The sequence below is a fragment of the Streptococcus mutans genome (genome assembly GCF_006739205.1).
Classification (GTDB): Bacteria; Bacillota; Bacilli; order Lactobacillales; family Streptococcaceae; genus Streptococcus; species Streptococcus mutans.
This window is the reverse complement of the sequence record NZ_AP019720.1, coordinates 1,510,601-1,532,855: the sequence shown is the minus strand read 5'-3', so window position 1 is coordinate 1,532,855 and position 22,255 is coordinate 1,510,601. Positions and strand designations below refer to the sequence as shown.

At 37.8% G+C, this 22,255-nt stretch carries 21 protein-coding genes; 17 read left to right on the top strand and 4 right to left on the bottom strand.

What is annotated here, in order from left to right; translation table 11 throughout:
• Nucleotides 1-123: 123 nt before the first annotated feature.
• The 8 genes from ftsA (at nucleotide 124) to ileS (ending at nucleotide 9,259) form a co-directional block, all read left to right on the top strand.
• Nucleotides 124-1,485, top strand: coding sequence for a cell division protein FtsA (gene ftsA, locus FNL60_RS07745; protein ID WP_002264446.1), 1,362 nt, complete (start codon nucleotides 124-126; stop codon nucleotides 1,483-1,485).
• A gap of 23 nt (nucleotides 1,486-1,508) precedes the next feature.
• On the top strand, nucleotides 1,509-2,813 hold the full coding sequence (gene ftsZ, locus FNL60_RS07740) for a cell division protein FtsZ (RefSeq protein WP_002280340.1): 1,305 nt from the start codon (nucleotides 1,509-1,511) through the stop codon (nucleotides 2,811-2,813).
• 2 nt (nucleotides 2,814-2,815) lie between these two features.
• Entirely contained in the window at nucleotides 2,816-3,487 is a 672-nt protein-coding gene (locus FNL60_RS07735; protein WP_002262070.1) for a YggS family pyridoxal phosphate-dependent enzyme, read from the top strand.
• A gap of 13 nt (nucleotides 3,488-3,500) precedes the next feature.
• Nucleotides 3,501-4,076 carry a cell division protein SepF gene (locus tag FNL60_RS07730; protein WP_002262071.1) on the top strand — a complete coding sequence of 192 codons (576 nt, stop codon included), beginning with the start codon at nucleotides 3,501-3,503 and terminating at the stop codon, nucleotides 4,074-4,076.
• Complete coding sequence (locus FNL60_RS07725) at nucleotides 4,076-4,336, top strand: YggT family protein (RefSeq protein ID WP_002267354.1); 261 nt, start codon at nucleotides 4,076-4,078, stop codon at nucleotides 4,334-4,336. Before FNL60_RS07730 ends, FNL60_RS07725 begins: the two co-directional genes overlap by 1 nt.
• A 3-nt stretch (nucleotides 4,337-4,339) precedes the next feature.
• The gene (locus FNL60_RS07720; RefSeq protein ID WP_018110166.1) at nucleotides 4,340-5,131 is read left to right on the top strand and encodes a YlmH family RNA-binding protein; all 792 of its coding nucleotides are present in this window, start codon (nucleotides 4,340-4,342) and stop codon (nucleotides 5,129-5,131) included.
• Nucleotides 5,132-5,141: 10 nt separating this feature from the next.
• The gene (locus FNL60_RS07715; protein WP_002262074.1) at nucleotides 5,142-5,957 is read left to right on the top strand and encodes a DivIVA domain-containing protein; all 816 of its coding nucleotides are present in this window, start codon (nucleotides 5,142-5,144) and stop codon (nucleotides 5,955-5,957) included.
• Between the two features lie 509 nt (nucleotides 5,958-6,466).
• On the top strand, nucleotides 6,467-9,259 hold the full coding sequence (gene ileS, locus FNL60_RS07710; protein ID WP_002271247.1) for an isoleucine--tRNA ligase: 2,793 nt from the start codon (nucleotides 6,467-6,469) through the stop codon (nucleotides 9,257-9,259).
• A 778-nt stretch (nucleotides 9,260-10,037) separates the two neighbouring features.
• On the opposite strand, the gene FNL60_RS07705 is transcribed toward ileS, so the two are convergent.
• From FNL60_RS07705 to FNL60_RS07695, 3 genes are all read right to left on the bottom strand, one after another.
• The gene (locus tag FNL60_RS07705; RefSeq protein ID WP_002263571.1) at nucleotides 10,038-10,340 is read right to left on the bottom strand and encodes a DUF1827 family protein; all 303 of its coding nucleotides are present in this window, start codon (nucleotides 10,338-10,340) and stop codon (nucleotides 10,038-10,040) included.
• Between the two features lie 66 nt (nucleotides 10,341-10,406).
• Complete coding sequence (locus FNL60_RS07700) at nucleotides 10,407-10,862, bottom strand: NUDIX hydrolase (protein ID WP_002263570.1); 456 nt, start codon at nucleotides 10,860-10,862, stop codon at nucleotides 10,407-10,409.
• 110 nt (nucleotides 10,863-10,972) lie between these two features.
• Entirely contained in the window at nucleotides 10,973-13,234 is a 2,262-nt protein-coding gene (locus tag FNL60_RS07695) for an ATP-dependent Clp protease ATP-binding subunit (protein ID WP_002266431.1), read from the bottom strand.
• A gap of 256 nt (nucleotides 13,235-13,490) precedes the next feature.
• Between FNL60_RS07695 and argF the strand changes: the two genes are divergently transcribed.
• The 9 genes from argF (at nucleotide 13,491) to FNL60_RS07650 (ending at nucleotide 21,198) form a co-directional block, all read left to right on the top strand.
• Complete coding sequence (gene argF / locus FNL60_RS07690) at nucleotides 13,491-14,471, top strand: ornithine carbamoyltransferase (RefSeq protein WP_002280388.1); 981 nt, start codon at nucleotides 13,491-13,493, stop codon at nucleotides 14,469-14,471.
• A 76-nt stretch (nucleotides 14,472-14,547) separates the two neighbouring features.
• On the top strand, nucleotides 14,548-14,778 hold the full coding sequence (locus FNL60_RS07685; RefSeq protein ID WP_002263567.1) for a YkuJ family protein: 231 nt from the start codon (nucleotides 14,548-14,550) through the stop codon (nucleotides 14,776-14,778).
• A 213-nt stretch (nucleotides 14,779-14,991) separates the two neighbouring features.
• Nucleotides 14,992-15,678 carry an amino acid ABC transporter permease gene (locus FNL60_RS07680; protein WP_002263566.1) on the top strand — a complete coding sequence of 229 codons (687 nt, stop codon included), beginning with the start codon at nucleotides 14,992-14,994 and terminating at the stop codon, nucleotides 15,676-15,678.
• Nucleotides 15,678-16,412 (top strand): amino acid ABC transporter ATP-binding protein, encoded by a 735-nt coding sequence (locus FNL60_RS07675; RefSeq protein ID WP_002264702.1) that lies wholly within the window; start codon nucleotides 15,678-15,680, stop codon nucleotides 16,410-16,412. The genes FNL60_RS07680 and FNL60_RS07675 overlap by 1 nt, the downstream gene beginning before the upstream one ends.
• 192 nt (nucleotides 16,413-16,604) lie before the next feature.
• Nucleotides 16,605-17,081 carry a ferrous iron transport protein A gene (locus FNL60_RS07670; RefSeq protein WP_002263564.1) on the top strand — a complete coding sequence of 159 codons (477 nt, stop codon included), beginning with the start codon at nucleotides 16,605-16,607 and terminating at the stop codon, nucleotides 17,079-17,081.
• Complete coding sequence (gene feoB, locus FNL60_RS07665) at nucleotides 17,078-19,228, top strand: ferrous iron transport protein B (protein ID WP_002280389.1); 2,151 nt, start codon at nucleotides 17,078-17,080, stop codon at nucleotides 19,226-19,228. Before FNL60_RS07670 ends, feoB begins: the two co-directional genes overlap by 4 nt.
• Nucleotides 19,229-19,246: 18 nt before the next feature.
• Nucleotides 19,247-19,393 (top strand): FeoB-associated Cys-rich membrane protein, encoded by a 147-nt coding sequence (locus tag FNL60_RS07660; RefSeq protein WP_002264704.1) that lies wholly within the window; start codon nucleotides 19,247-19,249, stop codon nucleotides 19,391-19,393.
• Between the two features lie 120 nt (nucleotides 19,394-19,513).
• A complete protein-coding gene (locus FNL60_RS07655; protein ID WP_002264705.1) occupies nucleotides 19,514-20,368 on the top strand; it encodes a bifunctional methylenetetrahydrofolate dehydrogenase/methenyltetrahydrofolate cyclohydrolase in 855 nt (284 codons plus the stop codon).
• Nucleotides 20,365-21,198: an NAD(P)H-hydrate dehydratase gene (locus FNL60_RS07650; RefSeq protein WP_002280390.1), complete on the top strand. Its 834-nt coding sequence runs from the start codon at nucleotides 20,365-20,367 to the stop codon at nucleotides 21,196-21,198. The genes FNL60_RS07655 and FNL60_RS07650 overlap by 4 nt, the downstream gene beginning before the upstream one ends.
• 324 nt (nucleotides 21,199-21,522) lie before the next feature.
• Here FNL60_RS07650 and lrgB read toward each other — a convergent pair whose 3' ends face one another.
• Nucleotides 21,523-22,254 carry an antiholin-like protein LrgB gene (gene lrgB, locus FNL60_RS07645; protein ID WP_002264707.1) on the bottom strand — a complete coding sequence of 244 codons (732 nt, stop codon included), beginning with the start codon at nucleotides 22,252-22,254 and terminating at the stop codon, nucleotides 21,523-21,525.
• Between the last annotated feature and the right edge of the window lies 1 nt (nucleotide 22,255).

Sequence of the window (22,255 nt, the reverse complement as noted above, 5' to 3'; positions counted from 1 at the left end):
CTATAACAAAAAACGTAAAAAGCTTAACATTTTACGTTTTTTTATGGTATAATATTTTCTGAATAATTCTGTTTTTGACAGTTTTTAATAGTAATAGATTGGAAAGATAGAGAGGTCGAGTAAATGGCTAGAGATGGCTTTTTTACAGGATTGGATATAGGAACAAGCTCGATTAAAGTTTTAGTTGCTGAATTTATCAATGGCAGTATGAATGTTATTGGTGTTAGCAATGTCAAAAGTTCGGGTGTAAAAGACGGTATCATTATTGATATAGATACTGCGGCAGAAGCCATTAAATCAGCAATTAAAGAAGCAGAAGAAAAAGCAGGGATGTCAATCAGCAAGGTTAATGTTGGTCTACCGGCAAATCTGTTGCAAATTGAGCCAACACAGGGAATGATTCCTGTTCCTAGTGAATCTAAGGAAATCAAAGATGAAGATGTTGATAGTGTTGTTCGTTCAGCTTTAACAAAGAGCATCACACCAGAACGTGAAGTGATTTCACTTATTCCTGAAGAATTCATTGTGGATGGTTTCCAAGGTATTCGCGATCCTCGCGGAATGATGGGAATTCGTTTAGAAATGCGCGGTCTAATTTATACTGGACCAAGTACTATTTTGCATAATCTTCGTAAAACAGTAGAACGTGCAGGTATTGAAGTTGAAAATATTATTATTTCTCCACTGGCTCTTACCAAGTCAGTTTTGAATGAAGGAGAACGTGAGTTTGGAGCCACCGTCATTGACATGGGAGGCGGTCAAACCACAGTAGCTTCAATGCGAGCACAAGAATTGCAATTCACCAATACTTATGCCGAAGGTGGTGATTATGTTACTAAGGATATTTCTAAAGTCCTTAAAACATCCCACCAAGTGGCTGAGGCACTTAAGTTTAACTTTGGTGAAGCTAATGTAGCTGAAGCGAGTTCAACTGAAACTGTTCAGGTGGAAGTGGTGGGTGAACGTAATCCGGTTGAAATTACTGAACGCTACCTTTCCGAAATTATATCAGCGCGTGTTCGTCACTTGCTAGACCGTATTAAACAAGACTTAGAACGCGGTAGATTATTAGATCTGCCTGGTGGAATTGTTATTGTGGGTGGAGCTGCTATCATGCCTGGGGTTGTAGAAATCGCTCAAGAAATTTTTGGTTCCAATGTTAAACTTCATGTTCCAAACCAAGTCGGCATCAGAAATCCTATGTTTGCTAATATTATTAGCATTGTTGAATACGTAGGAACACTTACTGAAGTTGATATTTTAGCGCAAGGTGCAGTTTCTGGTGATGAAAAATTAAGAAGAAAACCAATTGATATTAAGCCATCAGGTGTTGCACCCAAAACTAGAAGTTTTGCTCAACCGCAAGAGTCGACTACTCTTGAATCACAATTGGAACAATTGCCGCCTCAACAGAAGGAAGCAAATGAGCCAAAACAAAAAGTGGGTGATCGTTTACGTGGTATCTTTGGTAGCATGTTCGACTAAAATTAAAGTGAGGAAAAATTAAAATGGCATTTTCATTTGATGCAGCATCTGTACAAGGTGCAGTAATTAAAGTTATTGGAGTCGGTGGTGGCGGCGGTAACGCTATTAACCGTATGATTGATGAAGGTGTTGCAGGTGTTGAATTCATTGCTGCTAACACTGATATTCAAGCTTTGAGTAGTTCTAAAGCTGAAACAGTTATTCAACTTGGACCTAAATTAACCCGTGGTCTTGGTGCAGGAGGCCAACCTGAAATTGGACGTAAAGCTGCTGAAGAAAGCGAAGAAGCTTTGACAGAAGCACTCACTGGCGCTGATATGGTTTTTATTACTGCTGGTATGGGTGGTGGTTCTGGTACGGGAGCCGCTCCAGTTATTGCTCGAATTGCTAAGGGTTTAGGTTCATTGACAGTTGCTGTCGTCACTCGACCATTTGGTTTTGAAGGCAGTAAACGTGGCAATTATGCAATTGAAGGTATCAATGAACTTAGAGATGAAGTTGATACGCTCCTTATTATTTCAAATAATAATCTACTTGAAATTGTTGACAAGAAAACACCGCTTCTTGAAGCACTCAGTGAAGCTGATAATGTTCTTCGCCAAGGTGTTCAGGGGATTACCGACCTGATTACAAGTCCAGGACTTATTAATCTTGACTTTGCTGATGTTAAAACAGTTATGGCAAGTAAAGGAAATGCTCTGATGGGAATCGGTATCGGTACTGGTGAAGAACGTGTTGTTGAGGCTGCTCGCAAGGCGATCTATTCACCACTTCTTGAGACGACAATTGATGGTGCAGAAGATGTGATTGTCAATGTTACCGGCGGCCTTGATATGACGCTAACAGAAGCTGAAGAGGCTTCTGAAATTGTTAATCAAGCTGCAGGTCATGGCGTTAACATTTGGTTGGGAACATCAATTGATGACAGTATGAAAGATGAAATTCGTGTGACTGTAGTTGCCACTGGTGTTCGGCCAGACAAAGCTGACCAAGTCTCTGGTATTCGCCGTCAAGCTTCATCTTATACACAACCAAGAGCACAACAGCAAGCTCCGTCTTCAAATTCTGCGCAGCCAAATTTTGAACGCCGTCAAAATTTTGATTTTGATTTGAATGAATCACCTGAGATGCCTGCTGCTGAACCGCAGCAAACTCAATCATCATCTGAGCCACAGCAATCAGCTTTTGGCGATTGGAATCTTCGTCGTGAAAATATTGCTCGTCCAACCGAAGGTGAAATTGATAGTCAACTAAAAATGAGTAGTTTTTCCGTTGATTCTGATGATGACGATGAGTTGGAAACACCTCCTTTCTTTAAGAATCGTTAATAATGGATTTACAAGCAAATAAAGAACACGTTTTTCAAGAAGTTGCAGCCTATGCTCAAAAGTCAGGGCGCAGTAAGGACGATGTTACTGTTATTGCAGTTACAAAATATGTAGACAGTGATACAGCTGAAAAACTTGTTGAAGCTGGGGTTAAGCACATTGCTGAAAATCGTGTTGATAAGTTCCTAGATAAATATCGTGCTTTAAAATCTTACGATTTAACTTGGCATCTGATTGGAAGTTTGCAGCGTCGTAAGGTTAAGGATGTGATTAATTTTGTTGACTACTTCCATGCTCTTGATTCTGTAAAATTAGCTGCTGAAATTCAAAAGCGTGCAGACCATCAAATAAAGTGTTTTTTACAAGTCAATATATCTGAAGAAGCAAGCAAACATGGATTCAGACTATCAGAAGTTGACAAGGCGCTTGAAGAAATTCAGCATTTTGATAAGATTAAAGTTATCGGTTTAATGACGATGGCTCCAATAGATGCTTCCGAACAAGAGTTAACTGATATTTTTCAAAAAGCAAATGCGTTGAGAAAGAACTTAAAAGAAAGAAAACTGAAGAATATGCCTTTCGATGATTTGAGTATGGGGATGAGTGGCGATTTTCCGATTGCTATTCGAAATGGCTCAACCTTTGTCAGAATTGGCAGTGCATTCTTTAAATGAAATGGAGATATATATGGCACTTAGAGACAGCTTTAACAAAATTATTTCCTACTTTGATACTGATGAGGTCAGTGAAGTAGAAGAGCCTGCTGTTGCGTCTGTTAAACGGCAGCAAGATGCAGCTCAACCTGCTAGTCAGCAGCAAAAAGCTCAAAGTCACCAATACCACCAATCAGCCTCCAGACCAAGTCAGCAGCAAGTACAGTCTGGACAGAATCGTCGTTCTGGAGAGGAAAATATTCATTCACTTCCAACACGTCGCCAATCTCATAATCAACAGCCTGCCCAAGAAAAGACAACAATCGCTCTTAAGCTTCCTCGTAAATATGAAGATGCTGAAGAGATTGTTGATTTGCTGATTAGAAATGAATGTGTTTTGATTGATTTCCAATATATGTTGGAAGCACAAGCACGTCGTTGCTTAGATTTTATTGATGGTGCGAGTAAAGTCTTAGCAGGAAACTTGCAAAAGGTTGGGGCTTCAATGTATCTTTTAACGCCAATTAATGTTATTGTTGATGCTGAGGAAATGACTCTTGCCGCAAATGGACAAGATGTTAGTTTTAACTATGATATGAAGAGACGTTAATGGTTATGGCATATGTTGTGCTTATTCTAGCAAGAGTAGTTGATATTTATTCCTTTTTGCTAGTAATTTATGCTCTCTTGTCTTGGTTTCCTAATGCTTATGATACTTGGCTTGGAAAACTTTTGGTTGATATTGTGGAGCCAATTATAAAGCCTTTTAGACGTTTTGATTTTCAATTTGCTGGATTAGATTTTAAGATTATTGTTATTCTTTTGCTTTTGCAGTTATTAAAACGATTCTTATTTCTTTTGCTTATTTAAAAAATGATGACAAAGCAAGATATTTACCAACATTTTAGAGCAGAAGAGCAGGAAGTAATTGAAAAAACGTATGATCTGATCAAACAGATAGAGGATACTTATAGCTTTTGTGTCACAGAATTCTTAAATCCTAGACAGATTACAGTGATGAAAAGTATCTTAGGTCAAACAAAACTACAGGTTTATCAGAGTTCTGATTTTATCTCTTCTGAAAATGCTCGTTTGTTAATAGCACCAGCTTATTATGAGTTAAATATAGCAGACTTTCATATTAGTTTGTTAGAGATTAACTATAATAGTAAGTTTAATCAGCTAACACATTCTCAGATTTTGGGAACCCTGATTAATAGATTGGGTATTGAACGTTATCTTTTAGGTGATATTATTGTTCAAGAAAATCGTGCTCAGGTTTTTATCGAAAAAACAATGGTCTCCTACCTTAACGCACAGGTTACTAAAATAGGAAAAGCCGCAGTTGTTTTTGAAGAAATCCCTTTTGAAAGACAAATAACAAGCCAATCTCATATTAGAGAAATGAATGTCTTGGTATCAAGTATGCGTCTGGATAAAATTATTGCAGCCGTTTTAAAATTATCAAGAAGAAAAGCAAATCAATTAATTGAAAGCGAAAAAGTCAAATTAAATTACTTAGTTCAACCAAAAGTCTCTCACTTGATTGACATTGGTGATTTAATTAGTGTTAGAGGTTATGGCAGATTTACTATCAGTAGAGACAACGGCCTTTCAAAAGGCGGAAAGCATAAATTAATAATTGATCGAATCACACATAAATAAGGAGAATAGAATGGCAATTACAGCACTTGAAATTAAAGATAAAACATTTGGGACAAAAATGTTTGGTTACAATACTCAGGAAGTGGAAGAATTCTTGGATATTGTAGTTGATGACTATGAAGAGTTGGTACGTACTAATCGTGAGAAAGATAATCGTATCAAAGAGTTGGAAGATAAATTGGGCTATTTTGATGAAATGAAAGAATCTCTTAGTCAATCGGTTATTTTGGCTCAAGAAACAGCTGAAAAAGTGAAATTATCAGCCAATACTGAATCAACTAACATTCTTAACAAAGCCACTTATGAGTCGCAACAATTAGTTGATGCAGCTAAATCAAAAGCTAATCAGATTCTTCGCGATGCAACAGATGAAGCTAAACGTATTGCAGTTGAAACAGAAGAATTAAAGCGTCAAAGTCGTGTCTTCCATCAACACCTTTTATCTGTAGTAGAAGGTCAGTTAACACTTGCAAATTCTCCTGAATGGACAGAGTTACTTCAACCAACTGCTGTTTATTTACAGAATTCAGATGCTGCTTTCAAAGAAGTCGTAGAGCAAGTTTTAGGTGAACATGTTCCAGATGCTGCTGATACTGAACCTATTGAGGTGACACGTCAATTTACTCCAGAGGAAATGGAAGAATTGCATCGTCGTGTTTCTGAAAGTAATAAAGAACTGGAAGAGACAAAAGCTGGTCAGTCTACAGTTGATGATCAACAGCCTCTTATTATCGAGGCAGCTGATGAAACAAAAGTAAATGAGTCAGCGGATGAGCAACCAAATTTGAATGAAACACAGACTTTTAAATTAAATATTAACGAATAACAAAAACACAAGCTTAATTAATAGATTTAGCGAATAGGTGATGGTGTAAGATCTATGCTCCCTTAATTGAAGCTTATCATTTTGTTTGTTTCTATCTGATTTTCTAGGATAGAAGGTGGCTAGATTCACCTTACGAATCTAAAGAGGGAAATTCCAATAAGTTTTCCTTATCCTGCGTTAGTTACTCTTGGTAGGTTTGCCATCTTGAGTCACTGCTTGGGCTAAGAAAAATTTTTTAGAACTTTCTGAATTAAGGTGGTACCACGAGCTTTCGTCCTTTGATGAAAGTTCTTTTTTATTGATTTAAGTCTATGGTAATTTTTTGGAGAGAAATATACTTATTGCCTTTCCTTTTATCTTAAGGAAATGTAATAAGTTAGCAGTTAGTCTAATGATTTTCTGTTATTTAACAAATTAAGTTTTTTTATCCGTAAGTATAGTGAATGAGACCCCCTCATTCCTCATTCCTAATTCCAAAGCAAAACGTAATTATATTATAAGGAGTTGTCATGAAATTAAAAGAAACGCTTAATCTCGGAAAAACAGCATTCCCAATGCGTGCAGGCCTTCCTAATAAAGAACCACAATGGCAAAAACAGTGGGATGAAGCTAATATTTATGCTAAACGTCAAGAATTAAATGCAAATAAACCAGCTTTTTTCCTGCATGATGGGCCACCCTATGCCAATGGAAATATCCATGTAGGACATGCTCTTAATAAAATTTCAAAGGATATTATTATTCGTTCCAAATCAATGTCTGGTTTTCGAGCACCTTATATTCCGGGTTGGGATACACACGGTTTACCTATTGAACAAGTCCTTGCTAAAAAGGGTGTTAAACGTAAAGAAATTGACTTAGCAGACTATTTAGACATGTGTCGTCAGTATGCTTTGAGTCAAGTTGATAAGCAGCGTCAGGACTTTAAACGCTTAGGTGTTTCAGGAGATTGGGAGAATCCTTATATCACACTTGTTCCTAAGTATGAAGCTGCTCAAATTCGTGTCTTTGGTGCTATGGCTGACAAAGGCTATATTTATCATGGAGCTAAACCGGTTTATTGGTCTTGGTCTTCTGAATCAGCTCTTGCAGAAGCAGAGATTGAGTATCATGATATTGATTCAACTTCTCTTTACTATGCTAATCGTGTTAAAGATGGTAAAGATATTCTAGATACAGATACTTATATTGTTGTCTGGACAACAACACCATTTACCATTACAGCTTCTCGTGGTTTGACGGTCGGTCCGGATATAGATTATGTAGTTGTTAAACCAGCTAATGACGAACGTAAATTTCTCGTAGCACAAGCTCTTCTTTCAGAATTAGCAGAACGTTTTGCTTGGGACAACCCTCAGGTATTAGCAACTCATAAAGGTATTGAGCTCGACCGCATTGTGACAATTCATCCATGGGATGATAATGTAGAAGAATTAGTCATGAATGGGGATCATGTTACCCTTGATTCTGGTACGGGGATTGTTCATACAGCACCGGGATTTGGTGAGGATGACTATAATGTGGGAGTCAAATATGGTTTAGATGTTGTTGTTACTGTCAACGAACGTGGTATCATGATGGAAAATGCCGGTCCTGATTTTGAAGGACAATTCTATGACAAAGTTTTGCCAACAGTGAAAGAAAAGTTGGGTGATTTGCTTTTAGCATCAGAAGTTATCACGCATTCTTATCCTTTTGACTGGCGAACAAAAAAACCAATTATTTGGCGTGCAGTCCCACAATGGTTTGCCTCTGTTTCAAAATTCCGTCAAGACATTCTTGATGAAATTGATAAGGTTCATTTTTATCCTGCTTGGGGTAAAACGAGACTTTATAATATGATTCGTGATCGTGGCGATTGGGTTATTTCACGCCAACGTGCTTGGGGTGTTCCGCTTCCAATTTTCTACGCAGAAGATGGCACTGCCATTATGACTAAAGAAGTGACAGACCATGTTGCCAATTTGTTTGAAGAACACGGCTCAGTCATTTGGTGGCAACGTGAGGCCAAAGATCTTCTCCCTGAAGGTTTTACTCATCCAGGCTCTCCAAATGGTGAATTTACTAAAGAAAATGACATTATGGATGTTTGGTTTGATTCGGGATCATCTTGGAATGGTGTTCTAAATACACGTGAAGACTTAGGCTATCCTGCAGACCTCTATCTTGAAGGCTCTGATCAATATCGTGGTTGGTTCAATTCATCACTGATCACTTCTGTAGCTGTTAACGGTCATGCGCCTTATAAATCCGTCTTGTCTCAAGGTTTTGTTCTGGATGGCAAGGGTGAGAAGATGTCTAAATCAAAAGGAAACATTATTTCGCCAAATGATGTTGCCAAACAATATGGTGCTGAAATTCTTCGCCTTTGGGTAGCTTCTGTCGACACCGATAGTGATGTTCGTGTATCTATGGAAATTTTAGGTCAGGTTTCGGAAACTTATCGTAAAATCCGTAATACCCTTCGCTTTTTGATTGCTAATACCACTGATTTTAATCCTTATATTAATAAGATTGCCTTTGAGAATCTTCGTTCTGTTGATAAATATATGTTAATCAAATTTAATCAGTTAGTTTCAGTAATTAATCGGGCTTACAGCCATTATGATTTCATGACTATCTATAAGGCTGTTGTTAATTTTGTGACTGTTGATTTATCAGCATTTTACCTCGATTTTGCTAAAGATGTTGTTTATATTGAAGCAGCAGACGATTTAGCTCGTCGTCAAATGCAAACGGTCTTTTACGAAATCTTGGTAAATATTACTAAGCTATTGACGCCGATTTTACCGCATACGAGTGAAGAAATTTGGTCTTATTTAGAGCATGAAGAAGAAGCATTTGTACAGTTAGCAGAAATGCCTGAAGTGCAAGAATTTGCCAACCAAGACGAAATTTTGGATACATGGAGTGCTTTTATGTCTCTGCGTGATCAAGCACAAAAAGCACTTGAAGAAGCTCGTAATGCTAAAATTATTGGTAAATCATTAGAAGCTCATTTGACTGTCTATGCTAGTGAAGAAGTTAAAACGCTTCTGACTGCTCTTGATAGCAACATTGCCCAACTGCTTATTGTGTCACAATTGACAGTAACTCAAGAACAAGCACCGAAAAATGCACTTGTCTTTGAAGATGTAGCCTTTAGTGTGGAACATGCTCGGGGGCATGTTTGTGACCGTTGTCGTCGCATTGATGAAACTGTCAAAGAACGTCCTTATCATGTTACAATTTGTAATCATTGTGCAGCTATTGTAGAAAATCATTTTCCTGAAGCTGTTAGGCAAGGATTTGAAAGCAAATAAAAAGACTGAGCTCTTTCGTTCTCAAAAATTTGAGAATGATGAGTTCAAGTCTTTTTTGCTTTCTAGCTCAATTAATACCCTTAAAAATCAAAAGTTTGCTACTAATGTTCCTTAGCTTTGCTGGCCTTTATTCTACCTTAAAAGGGTCTGTGAGACCTTTTAAGCTTGTTTGTAGTTGGGGCTGTGACGAAGAAAAGGTAAAATCGCTCCATTTCATTAGCTGTCTGCCTAGCCTGTTGATTTTTATTGAGTATAAAGCAGACAGATAAGATAAAACAAACTATTTCAGACTGAAGACAAATCTATTTTTCAACGTAAAAAATTTTTAAGCCCTGCAAATTTCAATTTTAATTTTCCTTATTTGTGAGCGAAGCGAGCTTTAAACGAGATTTTCTGCTGTGATAAAAGTGCCTGAAACTTTAATGTTTCAGGCACTCGGAAGATTTGAGACCTTAGGCTCAAATCTTAACTGACCACGGGCTGCGGATTGTGGCAAAAAGATGAGTCCTCCTAGAATCTTAATGATTCCGCGTCGTATCCCTATTTTGCCTTTATCCGCTTAACGCCCTTTGTATCTTGGTTTTAGGTGTGGAATTCCGAAGGCTGAAATAGTCATAAAGCTATTTCAGGTTGGGACATAAGGAAACGAAAGTTTCCTCATCGCTACCGTCCGTATCAATCACCTAAGGAAAGTCTTAAAAGAAGATCTTTTCTTTCTATATTCTCACTATTTAACTATTAATATTAGAATGAAGCTGTGCTAAGTTTCAGATGATTTCTAATCAGCTATTGGAATGGAAATCTCAATTAGGTTTGCAGTATGCAGTGTTTTTAATTGATCTAATAAAATAATATTTTTATTAATTTTACGCTTGAGGAAAAATTCTCGAATGGTTTCAATTTCATTATCTTTGATAGCACGATGTTTGTTTGAAATTAAAAGTTCATAATGTTTAGGCGCTTGAGTGAAAATAACGTCGGTATTGCCAGCTGAATAAGTTTCAACGAGTGTAGCATCAGTATGTTTTAGTTGATTTTTAACTAAATGTTGATGACTGCTAGTCGTATTGATTAATCTCATGTTTTTCCTCCTGTATCCATTCATAATAATATTATAGCATTAATTTTACGGAAATGCTGTCCTAATTTAGTTTTTCTCTTGGTCTTTTTGCCAGCAATCAATTCCCCATTTATGACTACCTCGTTTTAATTTACTTTTTGCTTCCTCAATAGAAAACCATGCTAAGTGGTTAAAATCTTCTAGCGGATTGCCAACCTGTGTAAACTGAGTGACTTCATAAAGGTAGGCAGGATTGTAAAAATAGGTCTCACGATGACTAGAGTAGAAATATTCGTCAGCCTGACCATAATAATGGCCAATATCAGCCGTAAAACCTAGTTCTTCAATGAGTTCTCGCTCTAAAGCTGTTAAGTGATTCTCACCTGCTTCAATTTCACCACCGGGTAGAAACCAAGATCCATTGGGTGCCTGTACTAAAATGATTTTAGTCTTGTCTTTATTTGGAATAACAGCATAAACACCATAGCGCGTCTTGTAATCAACATTTTCTAATTTATCACCAAAGGTTGGATGGTTTGTCATATTATCTCCTTCAATTGTTAACCAGTCAGATTCGCTTTTTATTATACTAAAAAATACCATATTTGCCCAATTATTGAAAAAAAGAAAAAATCAGGAAAGACCTGATTTCTTTAATCTGAAGTTGCTTTGGTAACCGTTTCGACTTTGTTAGAAGCCCTGATAACAATTTTGCCGTTGCTTGTCATAATAGCTTTTAGTTCTTTTTGATCAGGATGCTCTAAGTAGAAATCCGTAATAGCATCTTCAATATGTTCTTGGATAGTACGACGCAGCGGTCTTGCTCCCATTTTAGGATCATAACCGAGATCAACCAATTTTTCTTTAACTTTATCAGTTACATCAAGGTGAATAGCATTAACAGCTAAACGTTGATTAACGTCATCCAGCATGAGAGAAACAATTTGAAGAAGATTATCCTTGCTTAAAGCCTGAAATTCGATGATACCATCAAAACGGTTCATAAATTCAGGGCTAAAGAAGTTACCCAATTCGCCTAGAACAGAATTAGTACGGCCTTCTCGACTGGCACCAAAACCAACATTAGCTTCAGATTTCCCTGTACCAGCATTTGAGGTCATGATAATAATAGTATCCTTAAAGCTGACAGTGCGTCCTTGTCCATCCGTTAGACGGCCATCATCAAGCACTTGTAAGAACATATGCATGACATCTGGATGAGCTTTTTCAACTTCATCGAGTAAGATCAATGAATAAGGATTGCGACGAACTTTTTCGGTTAACTGACCAGCTTCTTCATAACCGACATATCCCGGAGGTGCACCAACAAGTTTAGCCACAGCATGTTTTTCCATGTATTCACTCATATCGAAACGAATCATACTATCTTCAGAACCAAAAAGCTCAATAGCTAATTGTTTAGAGAGTTCCGTTTTACCAACACCAGTAGGGCCGACAAAAAGGAAAGAACCAATTGGCCGATTTGGAGTGCCTAGTCCAACACGATTGCGGCGAATAGCTTTAGCAATTTTATCAACAGCAGCATCCTGTCCAATAACACGCGTTTTAAGATCGTCAGCGAGATGAATTAATTGTGATTGTTCCTTTTCTTTTAATTCACCAACAGGAATATTGGTCTTTTGCTCGACAATTACTTCAATATTTTTTTCTGTAATAACAGGAGTATTCTCCTTATCAAGTTTAGCGGATTGCATTTCCTTGTATTTGGCAATTTGATCACGGAAGTAAGCTGCTTTTTCATAATCTTCATCACGGGTTGCTTGAGCTTTTAGATTTTCGGCTTCAATCAAGCGGTGATCAATTTCTTTAGGATCTACAAAGTTAAGTGTTAAATTCATTTTAGAGCCAGCTTCATCTAGAAGATCAATAGCCTTATCAGGTAAAAAACGATCCTGAATGTAACGATTTGAAAGATTTGCAGCAGCTTCAATCGCTTCATCTGTATACTTTACATGATGGTAATCTTCATATTTGGGCTGAATACCTTTAAGAATCGTTATGGTTTCTGCAACACTAGGTTCATCAACTTTTACGGGTTGCATTCGACGTTCCAAAGCGGCATCTTTTTCAATAATCCGATATTCATTGAGTGTTGTAGCACCAACAAGTTGAAGCTCACCGCGTGCCAAAGCGGGTTTTAAAATATTTCCGGCGTCCATATTGCCATCGCCAGCAGAACCAGCACCAACAATTTCATGAATTTCATCAATGAAAAGAATAACATCTTGACGTTGACGGATTTCTTCCATTAGCTTTTGCATCCGTTCTTCAAATTGGCCTCGAATACCAGTACCTTGAACAAGGCTGACGACGTCCAGACGAATGACATTTTTTCCATGTAATTTTTGTGGAACATCACCATCAACAATTTTTTGCGCCAGTCCTTCGACAACAGCAGTTTTACCGACACCCGGTTCTCCAATAAGAACAGGATTATTCTTTGTGCGACGGTTGAGAATTTCGATAACCCTTGTGATTTCTTCATCACGGCCAATAACAGGATCAATTTCACCCTTGCGCGCAATATCTGTTAAATTAATACCAAACTCTTCAAGCAACCCATTTGGCTTTTGGGAGGCCTGTTGCTGAGGTCCGCCGGGACGGCGATTATTGCCTCCGTTACCATTGCCGCCGCCAGCTTGTGTTGGCGGTGTGTTTGGCAGATCTTGATTATTAAAGGCACGAAAATTATTCAAATCGCCAAAGAAATCATCAAAGAAAGGATTGATGGATGACGAATTTTGTTGCGAAAGATGATTTAAAGGTCCATTTTCAGGATCTGTTTTCATAATTTGATAACAATTTTGACAAAGGTCAATCTGCTTTTGCTGACCATTAACATTAGCATATAGATGAATAGTCGCTTCATTTAATTTACAATTTTGACAGAGCATAATATGAATACCCCTTTCGTCATAGAATACAAGATTTGCTCATTAAAGAAATGGTCAATAATGGTCAAACTTTATACGTTAATTATAGCATCATTCGCTTATAAATCAAGTAAAAAGATTGGAAGTTAAAAAATTGATATGATTTGGCTATCATTTTGTAATATCGAATGGATTAGAGCTAATTTAGTTAAAGCTGTTCTTGACAAATATGAATAAAAATGTAAAAATAGAGTATAAAAATTCAAGGAGATGAATCATGACAAAAGCAAAATCATTTTTAAAGGAAATAGATTACAGTAAGAAAGAGATAGAAGACTTCATTTATCTTGCTATGCAATTTAAAAAATTAAAAAAAGAACGCATTCCACACCGATATTTGGATGGACTCAATATTGCTTTAATTTTTGAAAAAACCTCTACAAGAACAAGGAGTGCTTTTACTGTTGCTGGACAAGATCTGGGAATGAATGTGTCTTATTTAGGAAAAGATGACATTCAATTAGGGAAAAAAGAGTCTCTTGTTGATACGGCTAAAGTTTTAGGAACCATGTTTGATGGTATTGAGTACCGTGGGTTTAAGCAAGAAAGTGTTGAGCTCTTAGCGGAATTTTCTGGTGTGCCTGTTTGGAATGGACTAACAGATACTTGGCATCCCACACAGATGATTGCTGATTTTATGACTGTAAAAGAACATTTTGGGAAATTTGAAGATCTGACCTTAGCTTATCTAGGAGATGGCCGCAATAATGTTGCCAATTCTTTACTTGTGACGTCGGCTATTTTGGGGATTAATGTTAAAATCATAGCGCCTAAAGAGCTGCAGCCTGAGTCAGAAATTGTAGCTTTGGCTAAAAAGCATCAGACAGAAGGGCTAATTACAATTACTGATGACACTGCAGCTGTTGCCGATACTGATATTCTCTACACAGATGTCTGGGTATCCATGGGAGAAGAGGTTGATTTTAAGGAAAGGATCGATTTATTACTGCCTTATCAGATCAATCAAGCTCTGCTTAATAGGGTTAGAAAGCCCAATGCTCTTGTTTTGCATTGCTTACCGGCCTTTCACGATCTCAATACTGAAATTGGCCGAGAAATTTACGAGCGGTACGGTTATAAAGAACTTGAAATGACAGATGCTGTATTTCAAAAGCATAGCCAGACTATTTTTCAAGAGGCAGAAAATCGTTTACATTCAATTAAAGCAATTATGTATCACTCCTTAAAAAATATCTAAAAATCAACTATTTTACTGTTTTTTTAGCTTATTTGTGTTAAAATGAAAAGAGTTAAAAAACGAATAGGAGAATATCATGGAATCACACTTGGTGAGAATTATTAATCGTTTGGAATTAATGACGACTGACAGCAATAATTTGAAACGTCATTTTGAACGTGATGGTGCTGTTGTTGCAGAGGTTTCCTTTAATAATGATCCAGAAAACGGTCCTGTCTTTACTTTGCGGGATGTTGCTGCGCATGAGACTTATACTTTTGATAGTATTGACCTCATTGCAATGGAAATCTACGATTTACTTTATTAATAGTTATTCAAAAAAGGGGTCTGGAACAAAAGAGTTCTGGACTCCTTTTTAAAGTTCAGTACAAGAGCTTTCTTTTTGGTGTTGTTGATTAAATAATAGTTTTTAGGGGACTTGTTGTTTGTCTGATTTTGCTCTTGTAAATTGTTAAAAGGTAACTTGTATTTTTATTCAAATTGTAATATAATATGTCATATCATTTTAGAGGAGTAACTCATGGATTTTTCATTTTTATCTAAATATTGGGCTTATTTTAATTATGGTGTTCTTGTAACCATCATGATTTCAGCCTGTGTTGTCTTTTTTGGGACGATTATTGGTGTTCTTGTGGCTTTGATTAAACGCAGTCGTATCAAGGTTTTAGATTGGCTGGTTTCCTTTTACGTGTGGATTTTTCGTGGTACTCCTATGGTTGTGCAAATTATGATTTCTTTTGTCCTTTTGCATTTTACCAATATGCCAATTGTTAAATTTGGTGTTTTAGATTTGGATTTTTCCCGTCTTTTGCCAGGGATTATTGTCCTGTCACTTAATAGTGGGGCCTATATTTCAGAAGTTGTTCGTGCAGGAATTGAAGCAGTGCCTAAAGGACAATTAGAAGCCGCTTATTCTTTAGGAATTAAGCCGGTAAATGCCATGCGCTATGTCATCTTGCCGCAAGCTTTCAAAAATATTTTGCCTGCTTTGGGGAATGAATTTATCACAATTATCAAAGACAGCTCTCTTTTACAAACGATTGGGGTTATGGAACTATGGAATGGCGCTCAATCAGTCGTAACGGCAACCTATCTGCCTTTGACCCCACTTTTATTTGGTGCCTTTTATTATTTGATGGTGACAACCTTGATGTCGGCACTTGTTAAATTACTTGAAAATCGTTTTGGTAAAGGAGATGCCAGCTAATGTCAGAAACACTTATCAGTATTAAAAATTTACATAAATATTTTGGTAAAAATGAGGTACTCAAGGGAATTGACCTTGATATCAAACAAGGAGAAGTTCTTGTTATTATTGGACCATCAGGATCAGGAAAGTCAACTTTTTTACGGACAATGAATCTTTTGGAAGTACCAACCAAAGGGAGCATTACGTTTGAAGGTGTTGATATTACCGATAAATCCAATGATATTTTCAAAATGCGTGAAAAGATGGGAATGGTTTTCCAACAATTTAATCTTTTCCCTAATATGACTGTTTTGGAAAATATTACGCTTTCTCCTATTAAAACCAAAGGGCTTAGTAAGGCAGAAGCAGAAGAAAAGGCTTATCAGCTTTTGGATAAGGTAGGTTTGCGTGATAAGGCAGCAGCCTATCCGCAAAGTCTATCAGGTGGACAGCAACAGCGGATCGCTATTGCGCGTGGCTTGGCTATGGATCCAGACGTACTTCTTTTTGATGAGCCAACATCAGCTCTTGATCCAGAAATGGTCGGCGAAGTGTTAAGTGTTATGCAAGACCTTGCTAAATCAGGGATGACCATGGCTATTGTCACCCATGAAATGGGCTTTGCACATGAAGTGGCTGATCGTGTGATTTTCATGGATGATGGTATTATTGTTGAAGAGGGAGCTCCTGAAGAAGTTTTTAAAAATGCCAAAGAAGAAAGGACCAGGGATTTCCTTGGAAAAGTGTTATAAAAGAAAAAAGCTGAGAGTTGTACTCCGCATAGTAATCTAAAAAGATTCAGCGGTGAGTACACTCAGCTTCTTTTTTATAATGTTTCTCATTTACCTTTTTTACAGAATTCTATCAGAAAATAGAGAAAATTATGATATACTAAGTTTATAAACCATTCATTCTATCAAAACTGTGAGAGGAGGTCAAAGAATTTGATTCTGCAGGATGCAAGAATAGATGTTCCTTATACTGTTGTCAGTATCAATTTGCCTGAAGATAGTGTGAGACATCTTTCCAATCTCGGTTTAAAAGTAGGCAGCCGTCTTGAATTGATTTCAAAAACGAAATCCAGTGCTATCGTTATGCTGAAATCCAGTCGTTTAGCTTTTGATGATTCAATTTTAAGTAAGATTGATGTTAGCGAAAGTCAGGAAACGGTTGAAACATTGCCTTTATCTGAGTTAGAAGTAGGTCAATTTGCATATATTGACAATATCTTTGCTGTTAATGAAGCTAAGCGCCGCCTTATGGATATGGGGTTGACGCGTCATACAAAGATTTATTTGAGGAAGGTAGCTCCTTTAGGAGATCCAATAGAAATCAGTTTACGTGGTTATGAGTTGACCTTGAGAAAATCTGAAGCACAGATGATTAGTGTTGTTAAGATAGACAATCAGGAGGAAAAATGACAGAAATTGCTTTGATTGGGAATCCCAATAGCGGAAAGACAAGTTTATTTAACCTTTTAACAGGGACAAGTCAGCGTGTTGGAAATTGGCCTGGTGTAACCGTTGAGCGTAAGAGCGGTAATGTCAAAAAGCTCAAAGAGATTAGTGTTCAGGACTTACCAGGTATTTATTCCATGTCTCCGTACAGTCCTGAAGAAAAAGTAGCGCGTGATTATCTGCTGAGTAATCATGCAGACAGCATTTTAAACGTGGTTGATGCCACGAATCTGGAACGCAACCTTTACCTAACGACGCAGTTAATTGAGACAGGAATTCCTGTAACGATTGCGCTTAATATGAGCGATGTGTTAAAAAATCAAGGAAAATCTATTAATAGTGATAAATTGGCTTATCAGATGGGAGTGCCAGTTGTTGCGACCAGTGCTTTGAAAAATACAGGCGTTGACAAGGCTGTTAAAAAAGCCAGTCAAACAACTAAGGACAGTGTTGATAGTGTTCAATATCCAACTTACGATGCCAAATTTGAAGCGGCGATTGCCCAAATTATTGAGGTTCTCGGTCAGACAGTACCAGAACGTTCTAGCCGTTTTTATGCCATCAAATTATTTGAGCGCGACCGTTTGGTTGAAGAGGAATTAGATTTATCTCCCTTTCAAAAGAAGGAAATTAAAGACATCATTCAAATCACCGAGGAAGTCTTCACAGAAGATTCAGAGTCCATCGTGATTAATCAGCGTTATGCTTTCATTGAACGTGTGAGCCAAATGGCACAAAGTCAAGATAATGATTTTAAGATGTCTGCTTCTGATAAAATTGATAAAATTGTGACTAATCGTGTTTTGGCTCTGCCCATTTTTGCGGTCGTTATGTTCTTAGTTTATTACTTGTCCATTCAAACAGTGGGAACAATGGGGACGGATTGGGTTAATGATGTTCTTTTTGGTAAATACGTACCTGAATTTATAACAGGTATTTTAGAAACTTTGAAGGTGCAGGCTTGGCTACAATCATTGATTATTGATGGGGTTGTTGCTGGTGTTGGAACAGTTCTTGGCTTTTTACCGCAAATTTTTGTCCTCTTTATTTGTCTGGGAATTCTAGAAGATATTGGTTATATGAGTCGAATTGCTTTTGTTATGGATCGGATTTTCAGACGTTTCGGACTTTCAGGAAAATCCTTTATTCCTATGCTTATTTCAACGGGGTGTGGTGTTCCGGGAATTATGGCCAGTCGAACCATTGAGAATGAACGTGATCGCCGTATTACCATTATGACAACGACTTTTATGCCTTGTTCAGCTAAGCTGTCCGTCATTGCCTTAATTGCGGGAGCCTTTTTCCCTCATAATCCTTGGATAGCTCCAAGTGCTTATTTCATGGGAATGATTGCTATTATTTTATCAGGTATTGCCCTTAAGAAAACTAGTTTTTTAGGCGGTTATACGAGTCCTTTTATCATGGAATTACCAAGTTATCATCTACCAAAGGTTGATGCTGTTTTGCGCTATGCTTTTGGTAAGGCTATGAGTTTTGTTAAGCGTGCTGGAACGATTATCTTTAGTTTAACCGTTTTAATCTGGTTTATGAGTTCCTATAATTTTACTTTGCATTCAGTTGATACGGAAAACAGTATTTTGGCTAGTCTTGGTCGTCTCTTGGCTTGGATCTTTACACCGCTTGGTTTTGGAAATTGGAAGGCGACTGTTGCTGCTCTAACTGGTCTTGCAGCTAAGGAAACAGTAGTTGCAACTTTTGGAATTCTCTACAATAATCCCGATGCAACAGAAACAACGCATTCACTATGGGTTAGCCTTCAGGGGGATTATACAGCTTTGGCAGCCTATTCATTTTTGACCTTCAATTTGCTTTGTGCGCCTTGTTTTGCCTCAATCGGAGCTATCAAACGCGAAATGGGGAATCTGAAGTGGACTTTAGTGGCTATTGCTTATCAAACGGGTCTGGCTTATCTTGTTAGCTTAATTATTTACCAGCTTGGTTTAGTCGCTTTTTATGGCAAGCCAGTGACGCTTTGGACAGGTTTAGCTCTTGTTTTATTGCTTGTGATGCTTTACTTTATTGTTAGAAAACCACGTCAGGTCAAAGAAAAAGTGATTACCTTAGATAATTTAAGTTTAAGTCATAACTAATAGAAAGGAAGAATGACTATGTCAACCTTTATTATTGCTATCTTAATTGCAGCTGGAGCTTTCTTAGGAATTCGTCATTATATTAAGCAGAAAGGTTCTTGTGGCGATTGTGACTGTGCCTGCCCTGTTAAAGATGAGATGAAAAAATCAAGCAAGACACATTAAGACAAAGCTTCATATTTTGAACTGATTATAATATTTAAATATAGAAAAAAAGGTGTAGCAGCGTGTTATCTGCTCGCCTTTTTTGGTATAATAAAAGCAGTATCTTTTCAGGAGATGAGAATGACAGAAATTATTGATGGTAAAGCCTTGGCACAAAAGCTGCAATTGCATTTAGCCAATAAAGTTGAACAGATGAAAGAAAAACATGGGCTTGTTCCCGGTCTTGTGGTGATTTTAGTAGGTGATAATCCTGCCAGTCAAGTCTATGTGCGTAATAAAGAGCGCTCAGCTATCAAGGCGGGATTTAAAAGTGAAACCATACGCCTATCTGACTCTATTAGTGAAGAAGAATTAATTGAGATTATTGAAGGTTATAATCAAGATCCTTCCTTCCATGGTATTCTGGTTCAATTGCCGCTGCCGGCTCACATTAATGATAAGAAAATCATTTTAGCCATTGATCCTCATAAGGATGTAGATGGCTTTCATCCTATGAATACTGGTCATTTGTGGAGCGGTCGTTCCATGATGGTACCTTGTACCCCCGCTGGTATTATGGAAATGCTGAGTGCCTATCACGTTGATCTTGAAGGGAAGCATGCAGTTATTATTGGTCGTTCCAATATCGTTGGGAAGCCAATGGCGCAGTTATTGCTCGAAAAAAATGCAACAGTTACCCTGACCCATTCTAGAACGAAACATTTATCAGAAGTCACACGCTGTGCGGATGTGCTTATTGTTGCTATTGGTCAAGGAAATTTTGTCACTGAGGAATTTGTCAAAGAAGGTGCTGTTGTCATTGATGTTGGCATGAACCGTGACAAAAATGGAAAACTTATCGGCGATGTTAACTTTGACCACGTCGCTCAAAAAGCCAGCCTCATTACTCCTGTTCCGGGTGGTGTCGGTCCTATGACCATCACCATGCTTTTGGAACAAACCTATCAAGCAGCTTTAAGAAGTGTGACCAAATGATTATTGATGATCTTTTAACGAAAAAAATAATTAAACCACGTCCTCTTAACAGTCACAAGGGGACTTTTGGCCGTGTCCTTTTGATTGGCGGCAACTACCCTTACGGTGGTGCTATCATCATGGCTGCCCTTGCTTGTGTCAATAGCGGAGCTGGTTTGGTGATGGTTGCGACCCATAAGGACAATATCACAGCTCTGCACAGCCATTTACCCGAAGCTATGGCTTTTGATATGGTTGAAAAAGATCGTTTGTCAGAGCAAATAACAGCAGCAGATGTGGTTCTTATGGGACCGGGCTTGGCAGAAGATGACTTGGCTCAAACAACCTTTGATGTGGTTTGGCAGGCTATCAAACCAAAACAGATCCTGATTATTGATGGCTCTGCTATAAATCTATTAGCCAAAAGAAAACCAGCTATTTGGCCAATCAAGCAAATAATCCTAACACCCCATCAAAAAGAATGGGAAAGATTGTCTGGACTGACTATTCCAGAACAGATAGAAGCAGCAACACAAACAGCACTAGCTCATTTTCCAAAAGAAACCATCCTAGTCGCAAAATCCCATCAGACCAAGATTTATCAAGGACAAAAAATCGGACATATCCAAGTTGGCGGTCCCTATCAAGCGACTGGCGGTATGGGAGATACCTTGGCTGGAATGATTGCAGGCTTTGTTGCTCAATTTCACACAGACCGCTTTGAGGTTGCCGCAGCCGCTGTTTTCCTCCACTCCTACATAGCAGACCAATTGAGCAAAGAGGCCTACGTCGTCCTACCAACCAGAATCAGTGCGGAGATAACAAGAGTGATGAAGGAGATGAGTGAGTGATATGACGAAAATAGTATTAAACGATATTTTTAAATTTGATGAATTGCCTTTCCTCACCTATTAAATCTTCAGAACAAGAAGTAATCTATCAAGCTTAAAAGCTAAATTAGACAAAGGATATCAAGATATTTTAGATGGTAATATGATAGATGCTAAAGAGGTCTTTGCTGAATACGATTTATAAGCTTAATTGACAATTATGTGAGGTAGAATTTTATTAATTAAATGAATTTTTTTGTTTTCCTTTCATACCCCTACTTTTAAAAAGCCTTTCGCGGAATCATCCGTGAGAGGCTTTTGTCTTATCGATAGCAGTTTTAATTTTTAGTGCACTAATCCTATCATGTAGCTAAAGATAGGAATAACCAAGTCAACGACGAGGCCGATGACAACAACTGCGATGGCAGCCATGGCACCTTGTAGTTCTCCTAATTCTAGAGCAAAGGCTGCACCAACTGTATGACCAGATGTTCCTAAACCTAAGCCAACACCGATTTCACTCTTATTGAGGTGGAAGAAAGCAACTAATTTTTTGCCTAAAGCATAGATGATAACGGCGTTTAGGATACAAGCCATGGCAGTGATGGCAGTATTGCCGCCGATAGCGTGAGCAATAGGGAGGGCAATGGCTGTTGTTGCTGCCTGCGGCAGCATAGAAGCAGTGCTAGCTTGGCTTAAACCAATAGCTTTTGAAATAGCAACAATGATGACTAAGGAAACGACCATACCGATAATCAAACTGCTGATGATTTCCTTCCAATATTTTTTGACAGCGTCATTTTTCTTATAAAGTGGAACGGCAAAGGCAATGGTTGCGGGATTAAGGAACCAGAAAATCAAATCTCCGCCGGGTTTATAAGCTTGAGTATATAAGGTTTTAACATCAGTTCCCAATCCTTTTGCCAATAAAACAAGTACGATAATGCCTGCAACCATAGCAAAGAAAAGGGGTTGTAAGAGAAAGAAGCCTTTACTCTTTTTGAATAAATCTTGCCCGATCGTATAAAGGATTAATGAAAAACAAATACCAAAAATAGGTGATTTTAACAGTGCCATC